This window comes from Candidatus Dadabacteria bacterium (assembly GCA_026705445.1).
Lineage (GTDB): Bacteria > Desulfobacterota_D > UBA1144 > Nemesobacterales > Nemesobacteraceae > Nemesobacter.
This window is the reverse complement of the sequence record JAPPAR010000022.1, coordinates 1-19113: the sequence shown is the minus strand read 5'-3', so window position 1 is coordinate 19113 and position 19113 is coordinate 1. Positions and strand designations below refer to the sequence as shown.

General features: G+C 48.4%; 19 protein-coding genes and 3 tRNA genes. 9 read left to right on the top strand and 13 right to left on the bottom strand.

Going from position 1 to position 19113, the window contains the following annotated elements; all coding sequences use genetic code 11:
- The first annotated feature begins 80 nt into the window (after window positions 1-80).
- From rsmD to OXG75_05585, 4 genes are read left to right on the top strand one after another with little or no spacing between them, the layout of a single operon-like run.
- Complete coding sequence (gene rsmD / locus OXG75_05600) at window positions 81-629, top strand: 16S rRNA (guanine(966)-N(2))-methyltransferase RsmD (GenBank protein ID MCY3625445.1); 549 nt, start codon at window positions 81-83, stop codon at window positions 627-629.
- Window positions 626-1129 (top strand): pantetheine-phosphate adenylyltransferase, encoded by a 504-nt coding sequence (gene coaD, locus OXG75_05595; GenBank protein MCY3625444.1) that lies wholly within the window; start codon window positions 626-628, stop codon window positions 1127-1129. Before rsmD ends, coaD begins: the two co-directional genes overlap by 4 nt.
- 4 nt (window positions 1130-1133) lie before the next feature.
- Entirely contained in the window at window positions 1134-2327 is a 1194-nt protein-coding gene (locus OXG75_05590) for a pyridoxal phosphate-dependent aminotransferase (GenBank protein ID MCY3625443.1), read from the top strand.
- Between the two features lie 6 nt (window positions 2328-2333).
- Window positions 2334-3452 carry an amino acid ABC transporter substrate-binding protein gene (locus OXG75_05585; protein ID MCY3625442.1) on the top strand — a complete coding sequence of 373 codons (1119 nt, stop codon included), beginning with the start codon at window positions 2334-2336 and terminating at the stop codon, window positions 3450-3452.
- A 4-nt stretch (window positions 3453-3456) separates the two neighbouring features.
- Here the strand turns inward: OXG75_05585 and OXG75_05580 are convergent.
- From OXG75_05580 to OXG75_05570, 3 genes are all read right to left on the bottom strand, one after another.
- Window positions 3457-3532 (bottom strand) — tRNA-Ala (locus tag OXG75_05580).
- Between the two features lie 288 nt (window positions 3533-3820).
- Window positions 3821-4456: a hypothetical protein gene (locus OXG75_05575; GenBank protein ID MCY3625441.1), complete on the bottom strand. Its 636-nt coding sequence runs from the start codon at window positions 4454-4456 to the stop codon at window positions 3821-3823.
- 42 nt (window positions 4457-4498) lie between these two features.
- Window positions 4499-4575, bottom strand: a tRNA-Ala gene (locus OXG75_05570).
- A gap of 136 nt (window positions 4576-4711) precedes the next feature.
- On the opposite strand from OXG75_05570, the gene OXG75_05565 reads away from it, so the two are divergent.
- The 3 genes from OXG75_05565 (at window position 4712) to OXG75_05555 (ending at window position 8583) form a co-directional block, all read left to right on the top strand.
- The gene (locus OXG75_05565; GenBank protein MCY3625440.1) at window positions 4712-6013 is read left to right on the top strand and encodes a homoserine dehydrogenase; all 1302 of its coding nucleotides are present in this window, start codon (window positions 4712-4714) and stop codon (window positions 6011-6013) included.
- The gene (locus tag OXG75_05560; protein MCY3625439.1) at window positions 6010-7104 is read left to right on the top strand and encodes an ATP-binding protein; all 1095 of its coding nucleotides are present in this window, start codon (window positions 6010-6012) and stop codon (window positions 7102-7104) included. Before OXG75_05565 ends, OXG75_05560 begins: the two co-directional genes overlap by 4 nt.
- Before the next feature lie 63 nt (window positions 7105-7167).
- Entirely contained in the window at window positions 7168-8583 is a 1416-nt protein-coding gene (locus OXG75_05555) for a sigma-54 dependent transcriptional regulator (GenBank protein ID MCY3625438.1), read from the top strand.
- Window positions 8584-8586: 3 nt separating this feature from the next.
- Here the strand turns inward: OXG75_05555 and rnc are convergent, their stop codons facing one another.
- The gene (gene rnc / locus OXG75_05550) at window positions 8587-9243 is read right to left on the bottom strand and encodes a ribonuclease III (protein ID MCY3625437.1); all 657 of its coding nucleotides are present in this window, start codon (window positions 9241-9243) and stop codon (window positions 8587-8589) included.
- Between the two features lie 347 nt (window positions 9244-9590).
- Here rnc and OXG75_05545 point away from each other — a divergent pair, with 347 nt between their 5' ends.
- Both OXG75_05545 and glnA read left to right on the top strand, forming a co-directional pair.
- Window positions 9591-9929, top strand: coding sequence for a P-II family nitrogen regulator (locus tag OXG75_05545; GenBank protein MCY3625436.1), 339 nt, complete (start codon window positions 9591-9593; stop codon window positions 9927-9929).
- A gap of 62 nt (window positions 9930-9991) precedes the next feature.
- On the top strand, window positions 9992-11437 hold the full coding sequence (glnA, locus tag OXG75_05540; protein MCY3625435.1) for a type I glutamate--ammonia ligase: 1446 nt from the start codon (window positions 9992-9994) through the stop codon (window positions 11435-11437).
- A gap of 61 nt (window positions 11438-11498) precedes the next feature.
- On the opposite strand, the gene OXG75_05535 is transcribed toward glnA, so the two are convergent.
- From OXG75_05535 to OXG75_05495, 9 genes are all read right to left on the bottom strand, one after another.
- A tRNA-Leu gene (locus OXG75_05535) sits at window positions 11499-11583 on the bottom strand.
- Window positions 11584-11585: 2 nt separating this feature from the next.
- Window positions 11586-12677 carry a type II secretion system protein GspK gene (locus OXG75_05530; GenBank protein ID MCY3625434.1) on the bottom strand — a complete coding sequence of 364 codons (1092 nt, stop codon included), beginning with the start codon at window positions 12675-12677 and terminating at the stop codon, window positions 11586-11588.
- Window positions 12678-13352, bottom strand: a complete 675-nt coding sequence (locus OXG75_05525) for a prepilin-type N-terminal cleavage/methylation domain-containing protein (GenBank protein ID MCY3625433.1) — start codon at window positions 13350-13352, stop codon at window positions 12678-12680.
- Window positions 13324-13698, bottom strand: a complete 375-nt coding sequence (locus OXG75_05520; GenBank protein MCY3625432.1) for a prepilin-type N-terminal cleavage/methylation domain-containing protein — start codon at window positions 13696-13698, stop codon at window positions 13324-13326. Before OXG75_05520 ends, OXG75_05525 begins: the two co-directional genes overlap by 29 nt.
- A 12-nt stretch (window positions 13699-13710) precedes the next feature.
- A complete protein-coding gene (locus tag OXG75_05515) occupies window positions 13711-14244 on the bottom strand; it encodes a type II secretion system protein (GenBank protein ID MCY3625431.1) in 534 nt (177 codons plus the stop codon).
- Window positions 14241-14660, bottom strand: a complete 420-nt coding sequence (gene gspG, locus OXG75_05510; GenBank protein ID MCY3625430.1) for a type II secretion system major pseudopilin GspG — start codon at window positions 14658-14660, stop codon at window positions 14241-14243. The genes OXG75_05515 and gspG overlap by 4 nt, the downstream gene beginning before the upstream one ends.
- A gap of 18 nt (window positions 14661-14678) precedes the next feature.
- Window positions 14679-15887, bottom strand: a complete 1209-nt coding sequence (gene gspF, locus OXG75_05505) for a type II secretion system inner membrane protein GspF (protein ID MCY3625429.1) — start codon at window positions 15885-15887, stop codon at window positions 14679-14681.
- 31 nt (window positions 15888-15918) lie between these two features.
- Window positions 15919-17601: a type II secretion system ATPase GspE gene (gspE, locus tag OXG75_05500; protein ID MCY3625428.1), complete on the bottom strand. Its 1683-nt coding sequence runs from the start codon at window positions 17599-17601 to the stop codon at window positions 15919-15921.
- A gap of 15 nt (window positions 17602-17616) precedes the next feature.
- On the bottom strand, window positions 17617-19113 hold a 1497-nt coding region (locus OXG75_05495; GenBank protein ID MCY3625427.1), incomplete at its 5' end, for a hypothetical protein.

The window sequence follows — 19113 nt, the reverse complement described above, 5'->3', positions numbered from 1 at the left end:
TTTTACATGAATAAATTCATGAATTCCAGAGCAAAACGGGGAGTAAATTCGATCTTGACGAAAGAGTTGAAATAATCGATATGCGCATACTTACAGGACAATCCAAGGGCAAAAAACTGAAGGTCCCAAGGGGAAAATCGCTTAGGCCCACGGCGTCCAGAATAAAAAAATCCATTTTCGACATACTGAGTCCCGAAATGGCGGGAACAAGGGTGCTTGATCTTTTCTCAGGCTCGGGAAATCTGGGAATCGAGGCTCTGAGCCTGGGAGCCGCATTTTGTGTCTTCGTTGAGAAAAACCCCGGCACAGCGGGAATAATCGCCCAGAATCTGCGTTCCTTGGGATACACAGAACGATCGAGAATACTCAATTTTGATTTCAGAAAAGCATTGAGTATGTTAAGTGCGGAAAATCGCGGGTTTGATGTTGTTTTCGTCGATCCCCCGTACGAGCTTTACGAAAAGACCGAGCCTCATGAGCTTGCCCGCGATATACGAAGCGTCGTCGGGGAGAAGGGAGTAATGGTTATTGAACATCCATCCAGAAACGTTATTAATTCTGAAGGACTTGACGTGAGAACCAGAAAATACGGAGGTACCTCCGTAAGTTTTCTAAGGAGGCTAGATTGAACGGCAAAACTGTAATCTATCCGGGTTCCTTCGACCCTTTCACAAACGGGCACCTTAACATAATCACCCGGGCGGCGGGAATATTCGAGAAGATAATAATTTCGGTCGGACACAATACTTCAAAGAAAACGACTCTCTCGACCGAAGAAAGAGTATCTCTGATCGCCGAGGTGACCAAGGATTTCCCCAACGTCGAGGTTGAAAGCTTCGAGGGACTGCTGGCCGACTACATAAGAGAGAAGGAAACCAACACCATACTGCGCGGAATGAGGTGTCATTCGGACTTTGAATACGAACTTCAGATGGCCACCGCAAACAAGCTTATGAACGAAGAAGTGGAAACACTGTTTATGGTGACCGACAGCCAGTTCTCCCACATAAGCTCCTCTCTGATAAAGGAAATCATTTCTCTGGGAGGTTCCGCAAAAGATTTTGTGCCAGCAGTGGTTGAGGAAAAACTGATTGAAAAACTTCGCCCGGCCGGGGAACGGAGGAAATGATAAAGTGAGACTTTCAGAAAGGGTCAGCAATCTGAAGCCTTCTGCAACTCTGACCATAACGGCAAAAGCCAAGTCGCTTCGCGCCCAGGGAGTCGACATCATAGGGTTCGGAGCGGGGGAACCCGATTTCGACACCCCGGAGAACGTGAAAAAAGAAGGCGTGGCCGCAATTAAAAGCGGTTTTACGAAATATACTGCCGTGGGTGGAATCGACGAACTCAAAGACGCGATAGCGGCGTCTTTGAAAAAAGATCACGGCCTTGAGTACTCAAGGGACGAAATACTGGTTTCCTGCGGGGCAAAACACTCGATATACAATATCACCCAAGCACTTTTCGAATCCGGAGACGAAGTCATAATTCCAGCCCCCTACTGGGTTTCCTATCCCGAGCAGGTGGCGCTTACGGGCGCGACTCCGGTGATCATGGACACAGACGAACAAGGGCTTTTCAAAATCACCCCGGAGCAGCTTCAGGCAGAGATAAACGAAAGGACGCGGGCCCTTATTCTTAACTATCCTTCGAACCCAACGGGAACCACTTATTCGCGCGGGGAACTTGAGGAGATAGTAAAAGTAGCCCTGGACGCCGACCTGATTATAATTTCAGATGAAATATACGAAAAAATAATCTACGCAGATACTGAACACGTACCTGTCTGCTCTCTTAGTGACAAGGCTAAAAAATCCACTATACTCGTAAACGGAGTATCCAAATCCTACTCAATGACCGGATGGCGCATAGGATACGCCGCCGGAGACAAAAGAGTAATAAGCGCAATGGCGAAGCTGCAAGGCCAGTCAACTTCAAACCCCTCTTCAATCTCGCAGATGGCAGCCCTTGAGGCGCTTAGAGGACCGCAGGAGCTGCTAGGCAAAAGGGCTAGAGAATTTGAGAGAAGGAAGAAATTCATAGTAAAAAGGCTGAACGAAATCCCGGGATTTACCTGTTTTAACCCCATGGGAGCGTTCTACGTGTTCCCGAGCATAAGCGGTTTCGTGGGGAAAGCCTACGGAAAAAAGAGAATCGACGGATCCATTTCGTTTACCGAATTCCTGCTCGAAGAAGCGAAAGTAGCCGTAGTTCCTGGCATAGCTTTCGGAAAAGAGAACTACCTCAGGATATCCTACGCGACATCCATGGAGAACATAGAAGAGGGCTTAAACAGAATTGAAGAGGCGGTAAAAATCCTGCTCTGATTCGAAATGGACTCCTTTAAAATCGGCCTTTCCGCAACGCTCTCAGGACGCCACGCGATCCAGGGCAGGGAAAGCCTCCGAGGAATAAAACTTTTTACCGAGGAACTGCGCGCTAGGGGCGGAATAGAGACGCAGGATGGAAAATTCCTGGTTCCGGAACTCGTCTTCTATGACGACGAGAGTATCCCCGAAAAAACAAAGGAGAACACCCTCCGCCTTATAGAAAAAGACAGAGTAGACATACTGCTGGGACCATATTCAAGCAGCCTCACGCTTGCGTGCGTTGAAACTGCAGAGAGCGCCCAGAGAATAGTGTGGAATTACGGTGGGTCGCTTGACGATATTCCTTCTCGCGCCCAAGGAAAAACGGTAAGCGCGATAACCGGGGCATCTTCTTACTTCCAAGCGGTCGTGGATATGATCCATGGCTGCTATAACCAAGCTGTGGAACTCTTCGTTTTGCGTCTTGGGGGAAGCCGCTTTTCCCAGACCGTGTGCGAAGGGGCTTTGCTTCGCGCGGAGAAACTAGGTATTTCGGCAGCCGTTTATGATTTTCCCTCCGGCACAGAAGACTTCTCCACCATACTTGCCCGCCAAAAAAGCCGTAGCGCTTCCTGCGTACTCTGTTGCGGGGGAATGGAAGACGACATAAATCTTGCCAAGTGGATACGGAGGAACTCAGACCTTGACTTCGGGGTAGTGGCGACGCTTGCGGCGGCGGTAAACGAGTTTGAAAAACGTCTCGGCCTAGAGGCAGACGGTTTTGTTTCAACAAGCCAATGGGAACCGACGCTTTCTTTGTCCCCGAATTTCGGCCCGAGCCCCGAGGAGTTTTCAGACAGGTTTGCCCGCGCCTACGGATACACGCCCGACTACACCGCCGCACAGTCCTACAATATGGGGCTTATAATCAAGAAACTCATCGAAAGAACGGGAGAAACGGACGAACAGGCACTTCTGCACCAAGCCCTACGCTCTGAATTCACGACTTTTTACGGGGATTTCCGTATTGATCCCGAGACCCTGCGGCAGACGGGACACCGAATGCTGGTAACCCAGTGGCAGGACGGAGAGAAAAAAATAGTTTTTCCGAAGGAATATTCTAATTCCCGGCTCATAGTATGAGGGATGGTGGAGCCGACGGGAGTCGAACCCGCGACCTCATGAATGCCATTCATGCGCTCTCCCAACTGAGCTACGGCCCCGCATAAAACAGAATTATAAATCTAGTTTCAAGGCGAGCGCATGTCAAACTAATAGTATAAGCTCGCCGGTGTTTCCAGAACAGACGAGAAAAACTGAACATCATCAATGAATGGTTCGGGGCTCTACCTTAGTTCCTCATTGATGACAAGAGTCTCGAGGTGTTCACGGCTTGCTGGTGAAGCTCAAGGCCACCTCATATCCACAGTGGGCGATAAACATGTAAGAAAAACCCTAAAGACCCTCCCCGTATCTCTCATCAGGTTGAAGGGTAAAGAACATCACTCAGGTCAATCTGTCTTCGGAGCAGTAATTATCTCAGCGGCCAAAAAAAGTTGAATCATTCGCCCAACTTCTGTTGTCTCTGGAGTCCCAGTCTTGGCTACTTTTCCAGTGATTTTGTCAGTCATTTCGTGAAGCGTAATGATCCGGTGCGGATTTCCGTCCAGTGCCTCCTGAAAAGGCTTGTGGCTTTCCCATGTCCGCCTCTCTTCTTCCTGGCTTTTAGCCTTTTTGCCTTTTTTAGTCTTTATGCGAGTCACGGCAAGAAAGTAAGTGAAAGAACCTTCACCAGTAGCATCCCTTATGGCCTTCAAGAAGGCTTCTGACCATTTTGGACAGGTAAGCTCACGGTAACCTTTCCAAGCATCGCGGCCATTGAGTTTCTTGTTATCCAAAATCGCCTCAAGTATCCCAGACGGATAAAAACCTCCTAGCCAACTCTTGCAACTTACAACCCACACTTTGTCATGACCAGTCTTAGAAGGATGATAGCCGAGCACATCAATATCGCTATGGACAGAATCTTGTTCCGGTTTAAAATCGGGATGATCTTTACGTGGGCGAAACTTCAAATTATGCCGAACGAAATACCCTTCGTGGAGCAAATAATCCTCGACAATCTGTTCCAGTATATCTTCCTTCATCGCCACAGCTAAGCAAACTCACCCTCTACAGTAAACGAAAAGTGGTGGAGCCGACGGGATTTGAACCCGCGACCTCATGAGTGCGATTCATGCGCTCTCCCGGGCTGAGCTACGGCCCCACGAAAAACAGGAGTAATTAGTCTATTTCAGGAAACATGACTGTCAAACCTCCGCTCCAAGACAGCGGCCCCTCTGTATTGTAAAGCGGATTATGTATAATTTTCTTTTTGTGCGTTAAAAAAAGGAGATTGTTGGATGAATTCCGTAGATATAGGTCTTATAGGCGCCGGAACCATAGGTTGCGGAGTTTATAAGACAATAAGCGAAAACAGAGACATAATAGAAAAAAGAACCGGGATAAGGCTCAAAATCAAGAAAGTAGCCGATATCGACATAAAGAGAAAACGCCCGGTAAAAATCCCTAGGAAACTTTTTACCACCGATGCACGCGAACTCATAGACGACGAGAGCATCTCGATAATAATCGAGCTTATCGGTGGAACTACGGCAGCGCGCGAGCTGGTCTTGGCCGCGATACGAAACGGGAAAAACGTCGTAACCGCAAACAAGGCCCTTCTGGCCCACCACGGGGGTGAAATATTCAGGGAAGCGGCCGCAAACGGGGTTCACGTGGCGTTTGAAGCAAGCGTCGGAGGAGGAATACCCATAATCAAGGCGACGCATGAGAGCTATGTGGCAAACAACATTCTCTCCATACACGGAATAATGAACGGGACGTGCAACTACATACTCCACAACATGTCGGAGGAGAAAAAAGGGTTTGACGAAATGCTGCAGCGCGCCCAGAAAGAGGGATACGCAGAAGCCGACCCTTCGTTTGACATAGACGGCATTGACGCCGCACACAAGCTGTCGATTCTGATAATGCTTGCCTACGGATTCTTTCCGAAATTCGAGAACATATACGTCGAGGGGATAAGAAACATCTCTTCAATCGATATAAGCTTCGCCGAGCAGCTCGGCTACAAGATCAAACTGCTTGCAATAGCCAAGCTAACCGACTCGGGCATACAGGCTGGAGTTTATCCGGCCCTTATAAGAAAAAACACTCAGCTTGCCGATGTAAAAGACGCGTTTAACGCAATCCATATCGTGGGAGACAAGGTAGGTCCGACAATGTTATATGGAATGGGGGCCGGGATGCTTCCGACAGCAAGCGCCGTTGTGGGCGATCTGGTTTCAATTGCAAAAACCGCCCAAAACGGTTCGCAGCCTGCTCCTCCCATGCTTTACGCGGAAGACGCCGGACGCAGGTCTCTTGTCAGCACCGACGGTCTTACGGGCCGTTACTACCTTAGATTCCAGGTCGAGGACAAGCCCGGCACGCTCGGGAAAATAACCACGATTCTCGGGAAGTGCGGAATAAGCATAGAGTCCATAATTCAGCAGACAAGGGAAACAAACGGCGGGGAGGTTCCCATCATAATAATGACCCACGAGTCGTGGGAGAAAAGTCTCAGGAAAGCTCTTGATAGGATAAGAAAATCCATGACATCCGTAGCCGACGCAATTTTCATAAGAATCGAAGAAATATGAGAGAACCAGCCGTAGCGAGAAAAATGCTTACGGGCATAGAACCGCAGGAACATGCGACGTTCTACAAGGATCTTCTGGATTCACTTCCCGAGGGAGTGATAGTAGCTGACAAGGATCTTAATATAATTTCCGTTAACGAGCCGTCTGAGACCATACTCAATATCTCAAGGCGAAAGACAATCGGAAATCATATATCAAAGTTTCTGCCGGAAGAAATAACCACCCTCTGCTCAAGGGCGGTAAAAGAAGAAAGAGTTGTGCAAGAAAACGATCTGCTTTTCCGCATATCCCGCAACTCTTCGATCAACGTGGAATGCACCGTATCTCCGATACACGGAAGCGACGGCAGGATGAATGGACTTGTGATCCAGATAAGAAACACTGAAAAAATGAACATGATGTCCATCATCAGCAGGAACTGCAGCCTGGAAGAAAATTACGAAACCCTTGTAAGGGGGCTCGCGCACGAAATAAGAAATCCCCTGAGCGGCATAAAGGGAGCTGCACAACTTCTAAACGGCACGCTGTCAAAAACGGAGAAGAACCGGTGTTCGAAGATAATAATAAAGGAAACGGAAAGACTGAGAGACTTGGTTGACAGACTCGTGAAACCGTCATCGGTATCAACGCAGCATCTGATGTCGGTAGATATAAATGAAATCCTGATTGACATAATATTTCTTGAATCGAATCTGCATAAAAACATAAAATTCAAGCACAAGCTCGATATTACCATTCCTCCCATACCAGGAGACTACAACTCCCTGAAACAGGTGTTCATAAACATTATCCAAAACGCGGTGAGTTCGATAAAGGACAAAGGGCAGATAACGGTCAGCACCAAGTGGGTAACGGATTACAAGATACGCAATAAACACACGGTCCTGATATCGGTAAAAGACAACGGAACAGGAATACAGAAAAAAGACCTGAAAAAAATATTCACCCCGTTTTTCTCGAGCAAAAGGAAAGGAACAGGGCTTGGTCTTTTTATATCGAGCCAAGTAATAGCCAAATACGGAGGAATAATTACCGCGGAGAGTGAAGAGGGAACGGGCTCCGAATTCAAGATACAGCTCCCGGCAAGCTAGAAATTATCAGCTTCTTGGGAACAGGCAACGCAATCGCGACCTGGCGGCTGGAGAAACCAGATCATGAAGAATCGTATCCTAATAGCCGACGACGAAGAGGACATCAGGTGGATACTCGAGACATCCCTTAAGAAATCGGGCTTTGAAGTCGAGTGTGCCGAGAACGGAAAAGACGCCGTCCGAAAAGCATGCGAGGATCCATACTCCCTGATTCTTCTTGACATAAACATGCCGGATATGAACGGGTTTGAAGTTCTCAACCAGCTTAGAAACAGAGAAATTGACTCGCCAATAATATTCATTACCGCGCAGAATACCGTCAGCAACGCCATAGATTCAATACAGCTTGGGGCCTATGACTATCTGACCAAGCCGTTTGACCTCGAAGAGGTAAAACTCTTTGCCGAGCGGGCCATAAAGAACTACGAAGCCGAGAGAGAAATAAGGCTGTCTCAGGATTCCGAGGAGAATATTTCGTTCGAAGAAATAGTCGGCAGTTCACCCGACATGCTGAACGTATACAAGCTTATCGGTCGCACCGCCTCCAAAAACATCACCGTGCTGATAACAGGGGAAAGCGGCACCGGGAAAGAGCTTATCGCAAGAGCCATCCATTACAACAGTCCGAGAAGAAAGAAAAGACTGGTATCCGTAAATATATCCGCGATCCCCAAGGAACTTATCGAAAGTGAACTGTTCGGATACGAAAAAGGGGCATTCACCGGCGCCATCACCTTGAAGAAGGGAAGATTTGAAGAAGCCGACGGCGGAACCCTTCACATAGACGAAATAGGGGAACTTTCAACCGACCTGCAGTCAAAGCTCCTAAGGGCCATCGAGGAAAAACAGATCTACAGGCTCGGCAGTGAAAAACCGGTCTCCGTTGACCCCAGAATAATCGCAAGCACAAATAAAAACCTAAGAGATGCTGTCACGGAAGGTTCTTTCAGAGAGGACCTGTTTTACAGGCTAAACGTCATAAGCATAAACCTACCCCCTCTCAGGAAAAGAAAAGAGGATATAAAGGAGCTGGTTCGACATTTTTTGAATAAATACTCCGCTGAATTCGGCACCGAGAAAAAGGTGCTCTCCCCCGAAGCGGAGCAGTTACTGATCAGCCACAGTTGGCCCGGAAACGTAAGAGAACTTGAAAACACTATAAAACGTCTTCTGGTTTTAACTCCCGACAGCATAGTAAGCGGTGAGGAGACAAAAGAAGCTGTCGATTCGCAAACCGGCTACGGAGAAACGGAAACGACGGATAGGAAAACCGAAGAGCTTGTTCGCATGATGGTAGAAAATTCTGACTTGTCCCTGCAGAACATCCACGAGCAAGTAATCGGGAAAGTTGAAAAACAGTTAATCAAAGTCATTCTCGCAAAAACTGACGGAAACATGAAACAGGCGGCAGCAATACTGGGGATAAACAGAAACACCCTGTCAAAAAAGATAAACGACCTGGAAATAGAAAGGAATTAAGACCTAATACCCAAGCTTCCTGAGCGCATCGCGCGCCGCGGACTGCTCGGACTGTCTCTTGCTTCTGCCCTTGCCCGTACCCGCCAGGTCGGAAGAAATTCTTACCTCCACTGTGAAAGTCCTTTCATGCGGGGGACCTTCTTCGCTCAGAACCCTGTACTCGGGCGTCTTTCCGAAGACGCTCTGGGAAACTTCCTGAAGCTGCGTCTTGCTGTCATGGGGAAAATCGTCTTCCTCAACAGCGTCTTGAAACAGTCGAGACACAACCTCGAAAGTTTTCTCGTAGCCCGCATCAAGATACAGCGCTCCTATGAGTGCCTCAAAGGCATTTGCGTTGTTTGACTCTCTTTCTCTCCCCCCGGTGCTTTCTTCTCCCTTTCCAAGCCTTATCTGCTCTCCCAGTCCTAGCATCTCGGCGTATTTCGCAAAATTCGCACCGCTTACCACCCGGCTTCTGATCTTTGAGAGATCTCCCTCGGTGTATGAAGGGTATTTTTCGTAAAGCAGTACACTAACCATGCATCCAAGCAGAGCATCTCCGAGGAACTCAAGTCTCTCGTTGCTGGGACATGAAAACTCGTTTGCATATGAACTGTGGGTAAGCGCCGTTTCAAGCAGAGAGGGATCTTTGAACTCATAGCCAAGTTTTCGGTGAGTCATTGGGAGAAAATATCATTAACAACATTCAAAATCAACATCGCCGCAGGAGTGATTAAATTTTAAGATGTTATGCACAATAAACGTGCATCGTCGGAAAAATCTGAAACACCGTTCGCGGGAAAAAGAGATTTTTTTACGAACAGAAATATAAATCGGGTCGACCTCGGATTCTGAAAAATATTTAATTATAAGAATTAGTTATAAAACAAAAAACTTCCCCTTCGCAAAAGAAACAGTTATTCTATGCCTCTATTTTAAGAACCAGTTCACTTAGAAACAAAAGAAATGGTATATTTTTTGATACTTTAATTGTAGTTGAATAATAAGCGTAGGAGGATTTTACCACCATGAAGAAGATAGAGGCCATTATCAAACCGTTCAAACTGGAGGACGTAAAGGAGGCTCTCAGGGAGATAGGAATTCAGGGTCTGACAGTTGTCGAGGTAAAGGGGTTCGGCCGTCAGAAAGGTCATACGGAACTTTACAGGGGTGCAGAATACGTCATTGACTTCTTACCTAAGATAAAGCTGGAAATAGTGGTTTCCGACGATATGGTCTCCAAGGTAATCGAGACCATAAGGGAAAGCGCGAAAACCGGAAAGATAGGAGACGGAAAGATATTCCTGTTCCCGGCCGAAGACGTAATAAGAATTAGAACTGGAGAAAGGGGCGAGGATGCTATATAATTAGCGCTCGCACCAAAGAAACTTTTCTCTGGAAACAATTGCATTAAGGAGGATTATTAATCATGGCTACTAAGTCGGGTCAGCCCGCTTCTCCGAAGAAGCCGGCTGAAGTAATAAAATTCATAAAAGATTACGAGATCGAGTTTGTCGATCTCAGATTTCTTGATTTTATAGGAATGTGGCAGCACTTCACCATACCGGCGGAGGAAGTTGACAAGTCGTTTTTTGAAAACGGCCTTGGTTTTGACGGTTCAAGCATCAGGGGATGGCAGGCGATTAACACAAGCGATATGCTCATTATGCCGGATTCCACCACCTGCAAGGTCGATCCTTTCATGCAGGCCCAGACTCTCGTCATAATATGTAATATTGAGGATCCCATAACAAGGGAACCTTATACCAGAGACCCGAGAAACATAGCGAGAAAAGCTGTTTCCTTCATGCAGGGTACAAAGGTCGCAGACACCGCCTACTTCGGTCCAGAACTGGAATTCTTCATTCTTGACGATGTAAGATACGATCAGAGTCCACGTGGTGGTTACTACTTCATAGATTCGGAGGAAGGCATCTGGAATTCCGGGGCTGATGAGCAGCCGAACCTCGGTCACAAGCTCAGGCACAAGGAGGGCTACTTTCCAACGCCTCCTTCAGACAGCATGCACGACATACGCTCCGAAATGGTAAGCACGCTTCTAAGCCTTGGTATTTCCGTCGAAGCCCATCACCACGAGGTTGCGACATCGGGGCAGGCTGAAATCGATATGCGTTTCGCCCCGCTGGTCGACATGGGAGACAACATGAAATGGTACAAGTACGTGGTAAAGAACGTTGCCCGGGAACACGGGAAAACGGTCACTTTCATGCCGAAACCCGTCTTCGACGACAATGGTTCCGGAATGCATGTTCACCAGTCCCTGTGGAAAAACGGAAAGCCTCTTTTCGCAGGAAAGGGGTACGCGGGACTGAGCGACCTTGCGATGCATTATGTAGGCGGAATATTGAAGCATGCGAGGGCCATATGTGCATTCAGCAACCCGATAACGAATTCATACAGAAGGCTCGTTCCCGGGTTCGAAGCTCCTGTTAACCTCGCCTATTCGGCGAGAAACAGAAGTGCTGCGGTAAGGATCCCCATGTATTCTCCCAGCCCCAAGGCAAAGAGAATAGAGACCAGGTTCCCGGATCCTTCATGCAACGGTTACCTGACGTTTTCCGCTATGTTGATGGCTGGACTTGACGGAATCGAAAACAAGATCAAGCCGGGAGATCCGCTGGATAAGGATATCTATGCTCTGGGGCCCGAGGAGCTAGCAAGCGTTCCCTCCGTACCAGGTTCGCTTGAAGAGGCCGTTAAAGCCCTTGAAGATGACCACGAGTTTCTGCTCAAAGGAGGAGTCTTCACAGAGGACGTAATCGAGACATGGATTGACTACAAAACGGAAAATGAAATCAACCCGATCAGGTTGAGGCCCGTACCGTATGAGTTCATGCTTTATTATGACGTATAAGCAGGAAAAAAGCTGATAAAAAAGGGGTGTCCTTCGAAAAGGCACCCCTTTTTTTATGCTCTGCCGAAGGGGGGAGTCGAACCCCCACGGGCGCAATGCCCACAGGATCCTGAATCCTGCGCGTCTGCCTATTCCGCCACTTCGGCTTTTATCTTTCTCTCCAAGACGCCACGGTCGGATACGAATTTTTCTTTTTCAGGTCTTTACGGATAACGGCCTGAACCTGCCTTGTAACGGGAATTTGCTCTCCCACTATACCCGTGGAAACAGCGGTGTAGACATCACTTTTCCCGCCCTTAAGAACCACTCCCGAAATGCCGGAGCTTATCTTTAGACTGGAATCCACTCCCTTTAAGATTTTCGTGGTCTCGCTGGCAGATATGACTCTCTTGGTGCTCCTGCGAAGGATTATCTCGTCGGCCATCCTCCCGACTAGGCTGTCTTTTATCTCCCGGGGATCGTTCTGCCTCTCGTTGACCGAGACCCCCGCAGCCTTAATGGTAGCCATTATCACCGTTTTTGAAGCGGTGCTGAAATTCACCTTCTTGTCTTTAGGATATACGGTGAGATAGTCTTTGACCTGGAAAAAGAAATCCTTATCCATCCCCTCAATCATCCTAATTTCCTCAACGCTGTCAAGCAGTCCGTCCTTGATATAATAAGGATTATCAAGTTTTGCGTAATAGTTCCCACCGGCTCCATCGGGATCCTGATCGTTTCCGCTACCCGGCGCCGCCCCGTCAAGCCAGTTCACCAGACTTGCCACGAAGAGATCGGCCTTGTCCGTCTCCACCCCGAGAAAGCGGAAAAGTTCATTTAGCTGCGTTCGGACCTGAAAATCCACCCGGCCCGATCTCTGGTCCACAAGAGCATTGAGATTGACCTTCGATCTCTCGTCTACAACTTGAAGAGATATGTTTCCTTCTCCAATGGGAAAAGAGATGATGGAAAGCTTCCAGCCACCGGAACCGTTTTCTGAGCTTATTGCCTGCCCAAGGATCCCCTGCAGCAAGGGCAGGTCCTCCGGCGTTTTCTTTCTCAGCACCCCCCGCACGACTCTCACCCCTGATTTCGCAATATGTCTTGCCTGGACATCGCTTGAGCTGTTCGCGGAAATTTCGTAACTCACACGGGTCGAGTATATGAAATCAATCACGATTGTGGAAAGTATTGCAATCGTTATGACAACGATAACAAGTACTATTCCTTTCTGCGCTGTTTTCGGATCTGCTCTGCGCATTCAGTCAGCCACCGGTATAGCAACAATCATGGAATAAGCCTCCTCCTGATCTCCTGCTCCCAAAAGAATGATCTGGACTTGAACCGCCTTTGGAAATCCTCGCATTACTGACGAATTCCACTCCCACACCTCTTGCTCGTTAGCCGATGCCGGGGATCGTCCGGAAAGAAAATTCACCCTGAAACTCAGCACCCTTTCCGAAATCGGATATGCGGCTCCAGCCTCATCATTTCCGATCCAGTAATTATCCTTCCTCATAAGGGCAAACATATCTTCGCGCTCTCCGCGGAGCGGAACCAGATAGTAGGAGATCTCGCTCTGGCCGGATTGGGTGGAATAATGGGTGGGGTCCTTCGCAAAAGAGGTGAATACTATTCTGCTGTTATCCCCTTCGAGTCTCCCGGTAAAGTAGCTATACGCGGAAGGAGAAGAAACCTCGGAATTGATGCTCCCTCTGGGAAAAGCATTTACCAGGTCATGGCGCATTTTAAGCAGGATAGTATTCGCTTCCTGGATCAATTCGTTTTCCGCCTCAACCCTGCGTTTGACTGTTATAAGCTGGGAAAAGGAACTATAGAGCATCGTGAGCACGATGACCGTTATGGCGACGACGATAAGAACCTCTATAAGGGTGAAACCGCTTTTATCATCCCGAATCGACGAAGCTGATTTCATAGCTTTCCTCCCCGTCGTCCCAAGTTATAAGAACACTGATAATGGTCATTTTTGCTTCGAATTGGGTTAAGTTGTAAGGGGAAACTGTGAGATACCATTCAAAACCGGGATAATTTTCAAATTTCCCGCTTCTCTTCGAGTCCGACGTGAGCCCTTCAGCGTCGATCCGTGAAGCTATGTCATCGGCCAGACTTGTGGCTATCAGGTAGTTGGTAGACCTTGTAGCAAGATTTACATTGTGACCTACAATGCCGAGGATTGACACCATCGCGAAGGCAAGTAATCCCACGGCAACCATGACTTCGAGCAACGTAAATCCGCAAATGCTGCTTTTCGAGGCCTTCATACAGTCCTCTCCCTACCGTTCCGCCAGGTTCTGAAACCGGTTGTTAAATTCGACGTACTCGTCAAAAATCTTAGTGGCCCCAGTGTAGGGGTTTGTGGAGAGCGTGAAAAAATTGTCCTCACCAGTTCGCAGGTGAATAACCGCCGAGTCAACAATCCCCGTCGGCAGAAAAAGTATAAATGCGTCTCTTCCGGAACCAATCTTTCCTTGGGTTCTCTCCGTCTGTATATCGCTGAAAAAAACCCCGCTGGGAAGCTTTCTGAATCCAGATGTGGAATCCTCTTCCAAGCGGAACTGGTTTTCCTCAAGAAATTCTGCCCAGTATTCCCCGGTATTGATATCGAAAGAAAGCTTGTATATCCGTTTTTCAAAAATGGCTTTGCTGTAAATATGCCTTATCGTAGTGACAAGCCCTCTTGAAGCACTGCGAAGGTTCATGTCACTCGTTTTGAGGACTCTGGGCATGGCCACGGAGAAAAAAGCTCCGAGCAGAAAAACGACCACAATGAGTTCAATTAAGGTAAAACCAGCGGATTTTTTTCTCATCTGTCTCTGTTGGACAGATCATCGTCTGAATTCCCTATCCCATCCGGACCGTTAGACCTTATATAGTACAATCCGTCCTCGGTCTGATCGACCCCGAAATACACAAACTCGTTCCCCCAAGGATCAAGTGGAACGCTCGCGGATTCAAGATAACGTCTCCACCTCTTGGCCTCCCTGCCCACCGTTACCGGTTCGACCAGAACGCGTAGCCCCTGCTGGGTTTCAGGATAAAAACCGTTATCAAACTTAAACAGCTGGAGCGCCTGCTCAAACTGCTTGATCTGAATCATGGCCTGTTTTTCCTTTGCCCTCTCTCCCTGACCTATCACGTTCGTTCCCACTATGTAGGCAAGCCCCGCTATGATAAGCACGACCACCATAATTTCAATCAGAGTAAAACCCATCTGGGATCTCATTTTTCTCTACCTCCCTGTTCAGCTTATTACAGAAGTTAGATTCAACACAGGTAAAAGTATAGCAAAAACTATAAAACCCATCACGACGCCCATAATCAGTATCATTACCGGCTCAAGAAGGGAAGTCAGCGTGGCAAGCATGCCGTCGACCTCGGTATCATACATATCGGCCACTTTCGACAGCATGACTTCCATTTTACCCGCCTCCTCGCCCACAGACACCATTCTCACCATCAGGGGAGGGAAAATCCCGGTCTGCCCAAGGCAACCTCCGAACGCCGCTCCCTCTGCAACCTTGACCCGAACATCCCTTATATTGTCAACATAAAGACTGTTTCCCATAACTGATTCGCTCACCCTGATGGACTCAAGAAGAGGAATGCCACTTGAAAGTAGCGTGGCAAGCGTTCTTGTGAAACGGGAAATCATCACTTTTGAAGACATTTTCCCGAACACTGGAATCCTCAGGGAAAACCTGTCGTAGACCTTCCTTCCGGAAGGAGTTTTTACGTACCTGTGTCCAAAAAACAATACTACGGCCAAGAAAACCAGCAGAAGGACAAAATTCTCCCTGAGAAAATCACTTGCACCTATAAGCATTACGGTAACAAACGGCAAAGCCTTGTTACTGGCCTCGAATATACCGGCGACTTTGGGAATTACGAAAGTCATCATGAAAACCAGTACCCCGAGCCCGACGACAAACATTATCGCCGGATATATCATGGCACCCCTGATCTTCGAAGTCAGTTCGAGCTGCTTTTCAAGGAAATCCGCAAGACGGTCGAGGACGACTTCAAGAGTGCCGCTAGCCTCGCCGGCACGAACCATGCTCACGTAAAGATCAGAGAAAGCCCCTTTGTGCTCCTCAAGTGCGGCGTGAAGAGAACTGCCTTCACTCACCCGGCTTCGCACCTGAGAGAGAATTCCCTTGAGTTTCTGGTCATCAGTCTGCTCGTAAAGGGCCACAAGTGAGGTCTCAAGAGGAAGGCCTGATGAAATCAGGGTTGAGAACTGTCTTGTCATAACGGCAAGTTCCGAGATGCTCACCCTGTTCCACGGAAGGCTCACCGACGAGCGGCGAGATCCACTCGCCTCCTTTATAGAGGAAAGATAGATGCCGCCTTTTCTGAGCTTGTCGCTTGCGATCTTGACCGATTCCGCGCTGATAACTCCCTTTATCGATTCGCCCTTGTCGTTGATGGCTTTATAGTTATAAACAGGCATTTGAAATACCGATGTTAAAGATAGCCGCGGTCTAGCTCTCCGCCAGCTCCTCTTCCGTAACCCTGAGCACTTCGTCAATTGACGTTATGCCTTTTGCGACTTTGTCGGCACCGTCCATTCTAAGGGTAATGAGTCCGTTTCTCAGGGCTTTTTCCTTAAGCGTTGAAGAATCCGGGTGTGTAAGAATAGTGTTTTTGAGTTCATCATCGATAAGCAGTATCTCAAAAATCGCTATTCTTCCCGAAAATCCCGTCCCCATGCACTCTTGGCATCCCTTGGCTCTGTATATCTTTCCTTCTGGACAGGCCTCGCAAGCAAGTCCTATACGACCGATCTCCTCATCAATCGGCACGTACCGCTCTCTGCACTGCATGCAAAGAATCCTGACAAGTCTCTGGGCTATGACCGCTGAGAGGGTAGAAGCTATAAGAAAGGACTCCACTCCCATATCGGCAAGCCTAGTCACGGCGCTTACCGAGTCATTGGTATGCAGCGTGGAAAATACGAGATGCCCAGTGAGTGAAGCGTTCATGGAAATATCGGCAGTTTCCCTGTCCCTTATTTCCCCGACTAGTATAACGTCGGGGTCCTGCCTGAGTATTGAGCGAAGTCCGTTTGCGAACGTAAGATCGACCTTGGTGTTGGCTTGGATCTGGTTAATTCCCTGTATCTGGTATTCAACCGGGTCTTCTATAGTGATTATTTTCTTGTCGGGAAGATTGATTCTCTGCAGGGCAGCATAGAGGCTTGTTGTCTTTCCGCTTCCCGTGGGTCCCGTAACGAGAATGATCCCGTGAGGACGTTTGATAAGGGATTCCACCGTCTCGAGTTTTTTTCCTTCAAGACCCAACTGCTCGAAGCTCATCAGCACCGAAGACCTGTAAAGCAGCCTCATTACCACGCTCTCTCCCCATGAGGTGGGAACCGTCGAAACCCTTACGTCGATATCCCTTCCTCCGATCTTCAGCCTTATGCTTCCATCCTGAGGCTTTCTTCTCTCGGCTATATCAAGTTCAGACATGATCTTCACACGTGAGATCACCGAAGACTGAACTGTCTTCGGAACTTTCGTCACGTCGTGCAGAATGCCGTCCTTTCTGAACCGTACCAGCACTTCTTTTTCGAAACACTCTATGTGAATATCGCTTGCGTGCTCCCTTACCGCCTGAAAAAGAAGCGTGTTTATGAATTTTATGATCGGAGCTTCATCTTCGGCCTCAATCAGATCCTGGGGCTCGGTAAACTCCATGTCGGAGAGTCCCGAACCTTCGTTTATATCCTCTGACACAACGTCTTTGCCCTGCTCGTAAACCCTGTTAATGCTGTCGGTCAGCACGCGCTCAAGGGTAATGTAAGTTTCAAGCGAGCAGTTAAAGCGGGAGCGGACCTCGTCAAGGGCATAGAGCTCTTGAGGCGGTGCGAATACGACTTTGAGCGTTCCGTTGTCTTTGCTTATAGGGAGTATTCTGAATCTCTTCGCGAAGCTGATCGGAAACTGTTTTATCAGTTCATAATCTATATCGTCTTCGGGAATCGATTCGACTTTTTCGACTCCGTAAAACTCGGAAAGAACATCTAGAGCCGGGGAGTCTTTGAGTAAGTCAGTTTTAAGCAGTATGTCTTCTGTGTTCCGACCGTTTTTCCCTTTAAGCTCTTCAATCCTCCCCATAACCTCGGGGTAACGCCTGCCTATTATTTCGTCAAGGGCCTTCATTTTCTAAAAACTTCCCTACTCAAGCGTATTCAGATCCCTTCTATGAAGCAAGGTCTTTCTTCTCTGGTAATCCATAAGCAACTGCTTCATATCGCTTTCCGTCTCAACTATCCTTGGGGTAAGAAGTATCATCAGGTTAAGCTTCCTGTTCTGATTGCGCTTGAACCTGAACAGGTTTCCAATCAGCGGAATATCTCCGAGCAGAGGTGTTTTGTTGTGGAGCACCTCTTCTCTGTCCTGAACCAGCCCACCTATAACGAGGGTCTGCCCATTTTTGACTATAACCGACGAATCGGCACTTCTTGTTGTAGTCGCAATGCCGAACTGGGCGGTGTTAAGTCCCGCGGGCGCCTCTCGGGTAGAGGAAACCTCGGTCACTATGTCAAGGTTAAGGTATTCTCCTTCGCTTATCTGAGGGGTGATGCTGAGCCTTATTCCTACCGGCAATCTCTCGATCGTCTGAACTGTAACGCCGCTTGTTCCAACAGTGCTACCCATCGGAAACGGTATTACGTCAGCCACCACTATCTCGGCCGGTTCGTTGTCGGTTGTAATAATACTCGGGGTTGAAAGAACATTGACGTCGGTCACGGAACTCAGCGCCTGAAACACCGCGGAGAACGAAGGAAGAGACGGAAGCGGACCCGAACCGTCGGGGTCAACTTCCTCTCCTACCACTCCGAGAAAGAGCCCCGAGAGACTGCCTATGGAAGCAGTTGCAATTGTGGGATCAGCCGCAACTCCGAGAAGACTTGGGATGCCCGGCAGCTGCTGTCCGATAAAACCTAGGTTGTCGCCCTCGATTGTAACGCCGAGACCGAAATTGGTTCCCAGCGCATTAAGGTTATCAAGGCCCACCTCGAGTATGGCAGCTTCCACGAACACCTGCCTTCTCCTTACGTCAAGCTTATCCACTATCTGCTTGACCATTCTGTACTGCGTGAGAGAACCGATCACTATGATGGAATTTGTCGCCGGGTCCGAAGTTATCTTAAGCCCATCGCCCGAAGACACTATGACTGAAGAACCGGTCTGCTCGCTCCCTCCCCTCTGGATGTTCCCGCCTTGGGAACCTAAACCACCGACACCTCCGCTACCGCCCACTTTCCCCTCTCCGAGACGACTTGAAGGCTGGCCGGTTCTGCCGGATTGCCGCGTCTGATCCTGGTAGGAAACTGAAGACACTACGCCTCCTTTCCCCTCCGCAAACAGATTTCCCAGAACTTCGATTATCTGCTCAGCATCGGCATTTTTAACCGGTATAACGTAAACGTCCTGTTCTGCGTGCTCGCTCTCGATGTCCAAAACAGCGATCGTCTCCTTTATCAGGGGAAGATCCCTCGGGTCGGCAATCACTATTATGGAATTTGTCCTCTCGTCGTTTATCACTTTAAACCCTAATAACTCAGAACTTCCAGATATGAGACCGTCATTCTTGCCTTTTGACGGCTTGGCCTTGGCGCTTTTAGGATTGAAGATCTCAAGCAGCTTAAAAATAACGTTGGCCGAGCT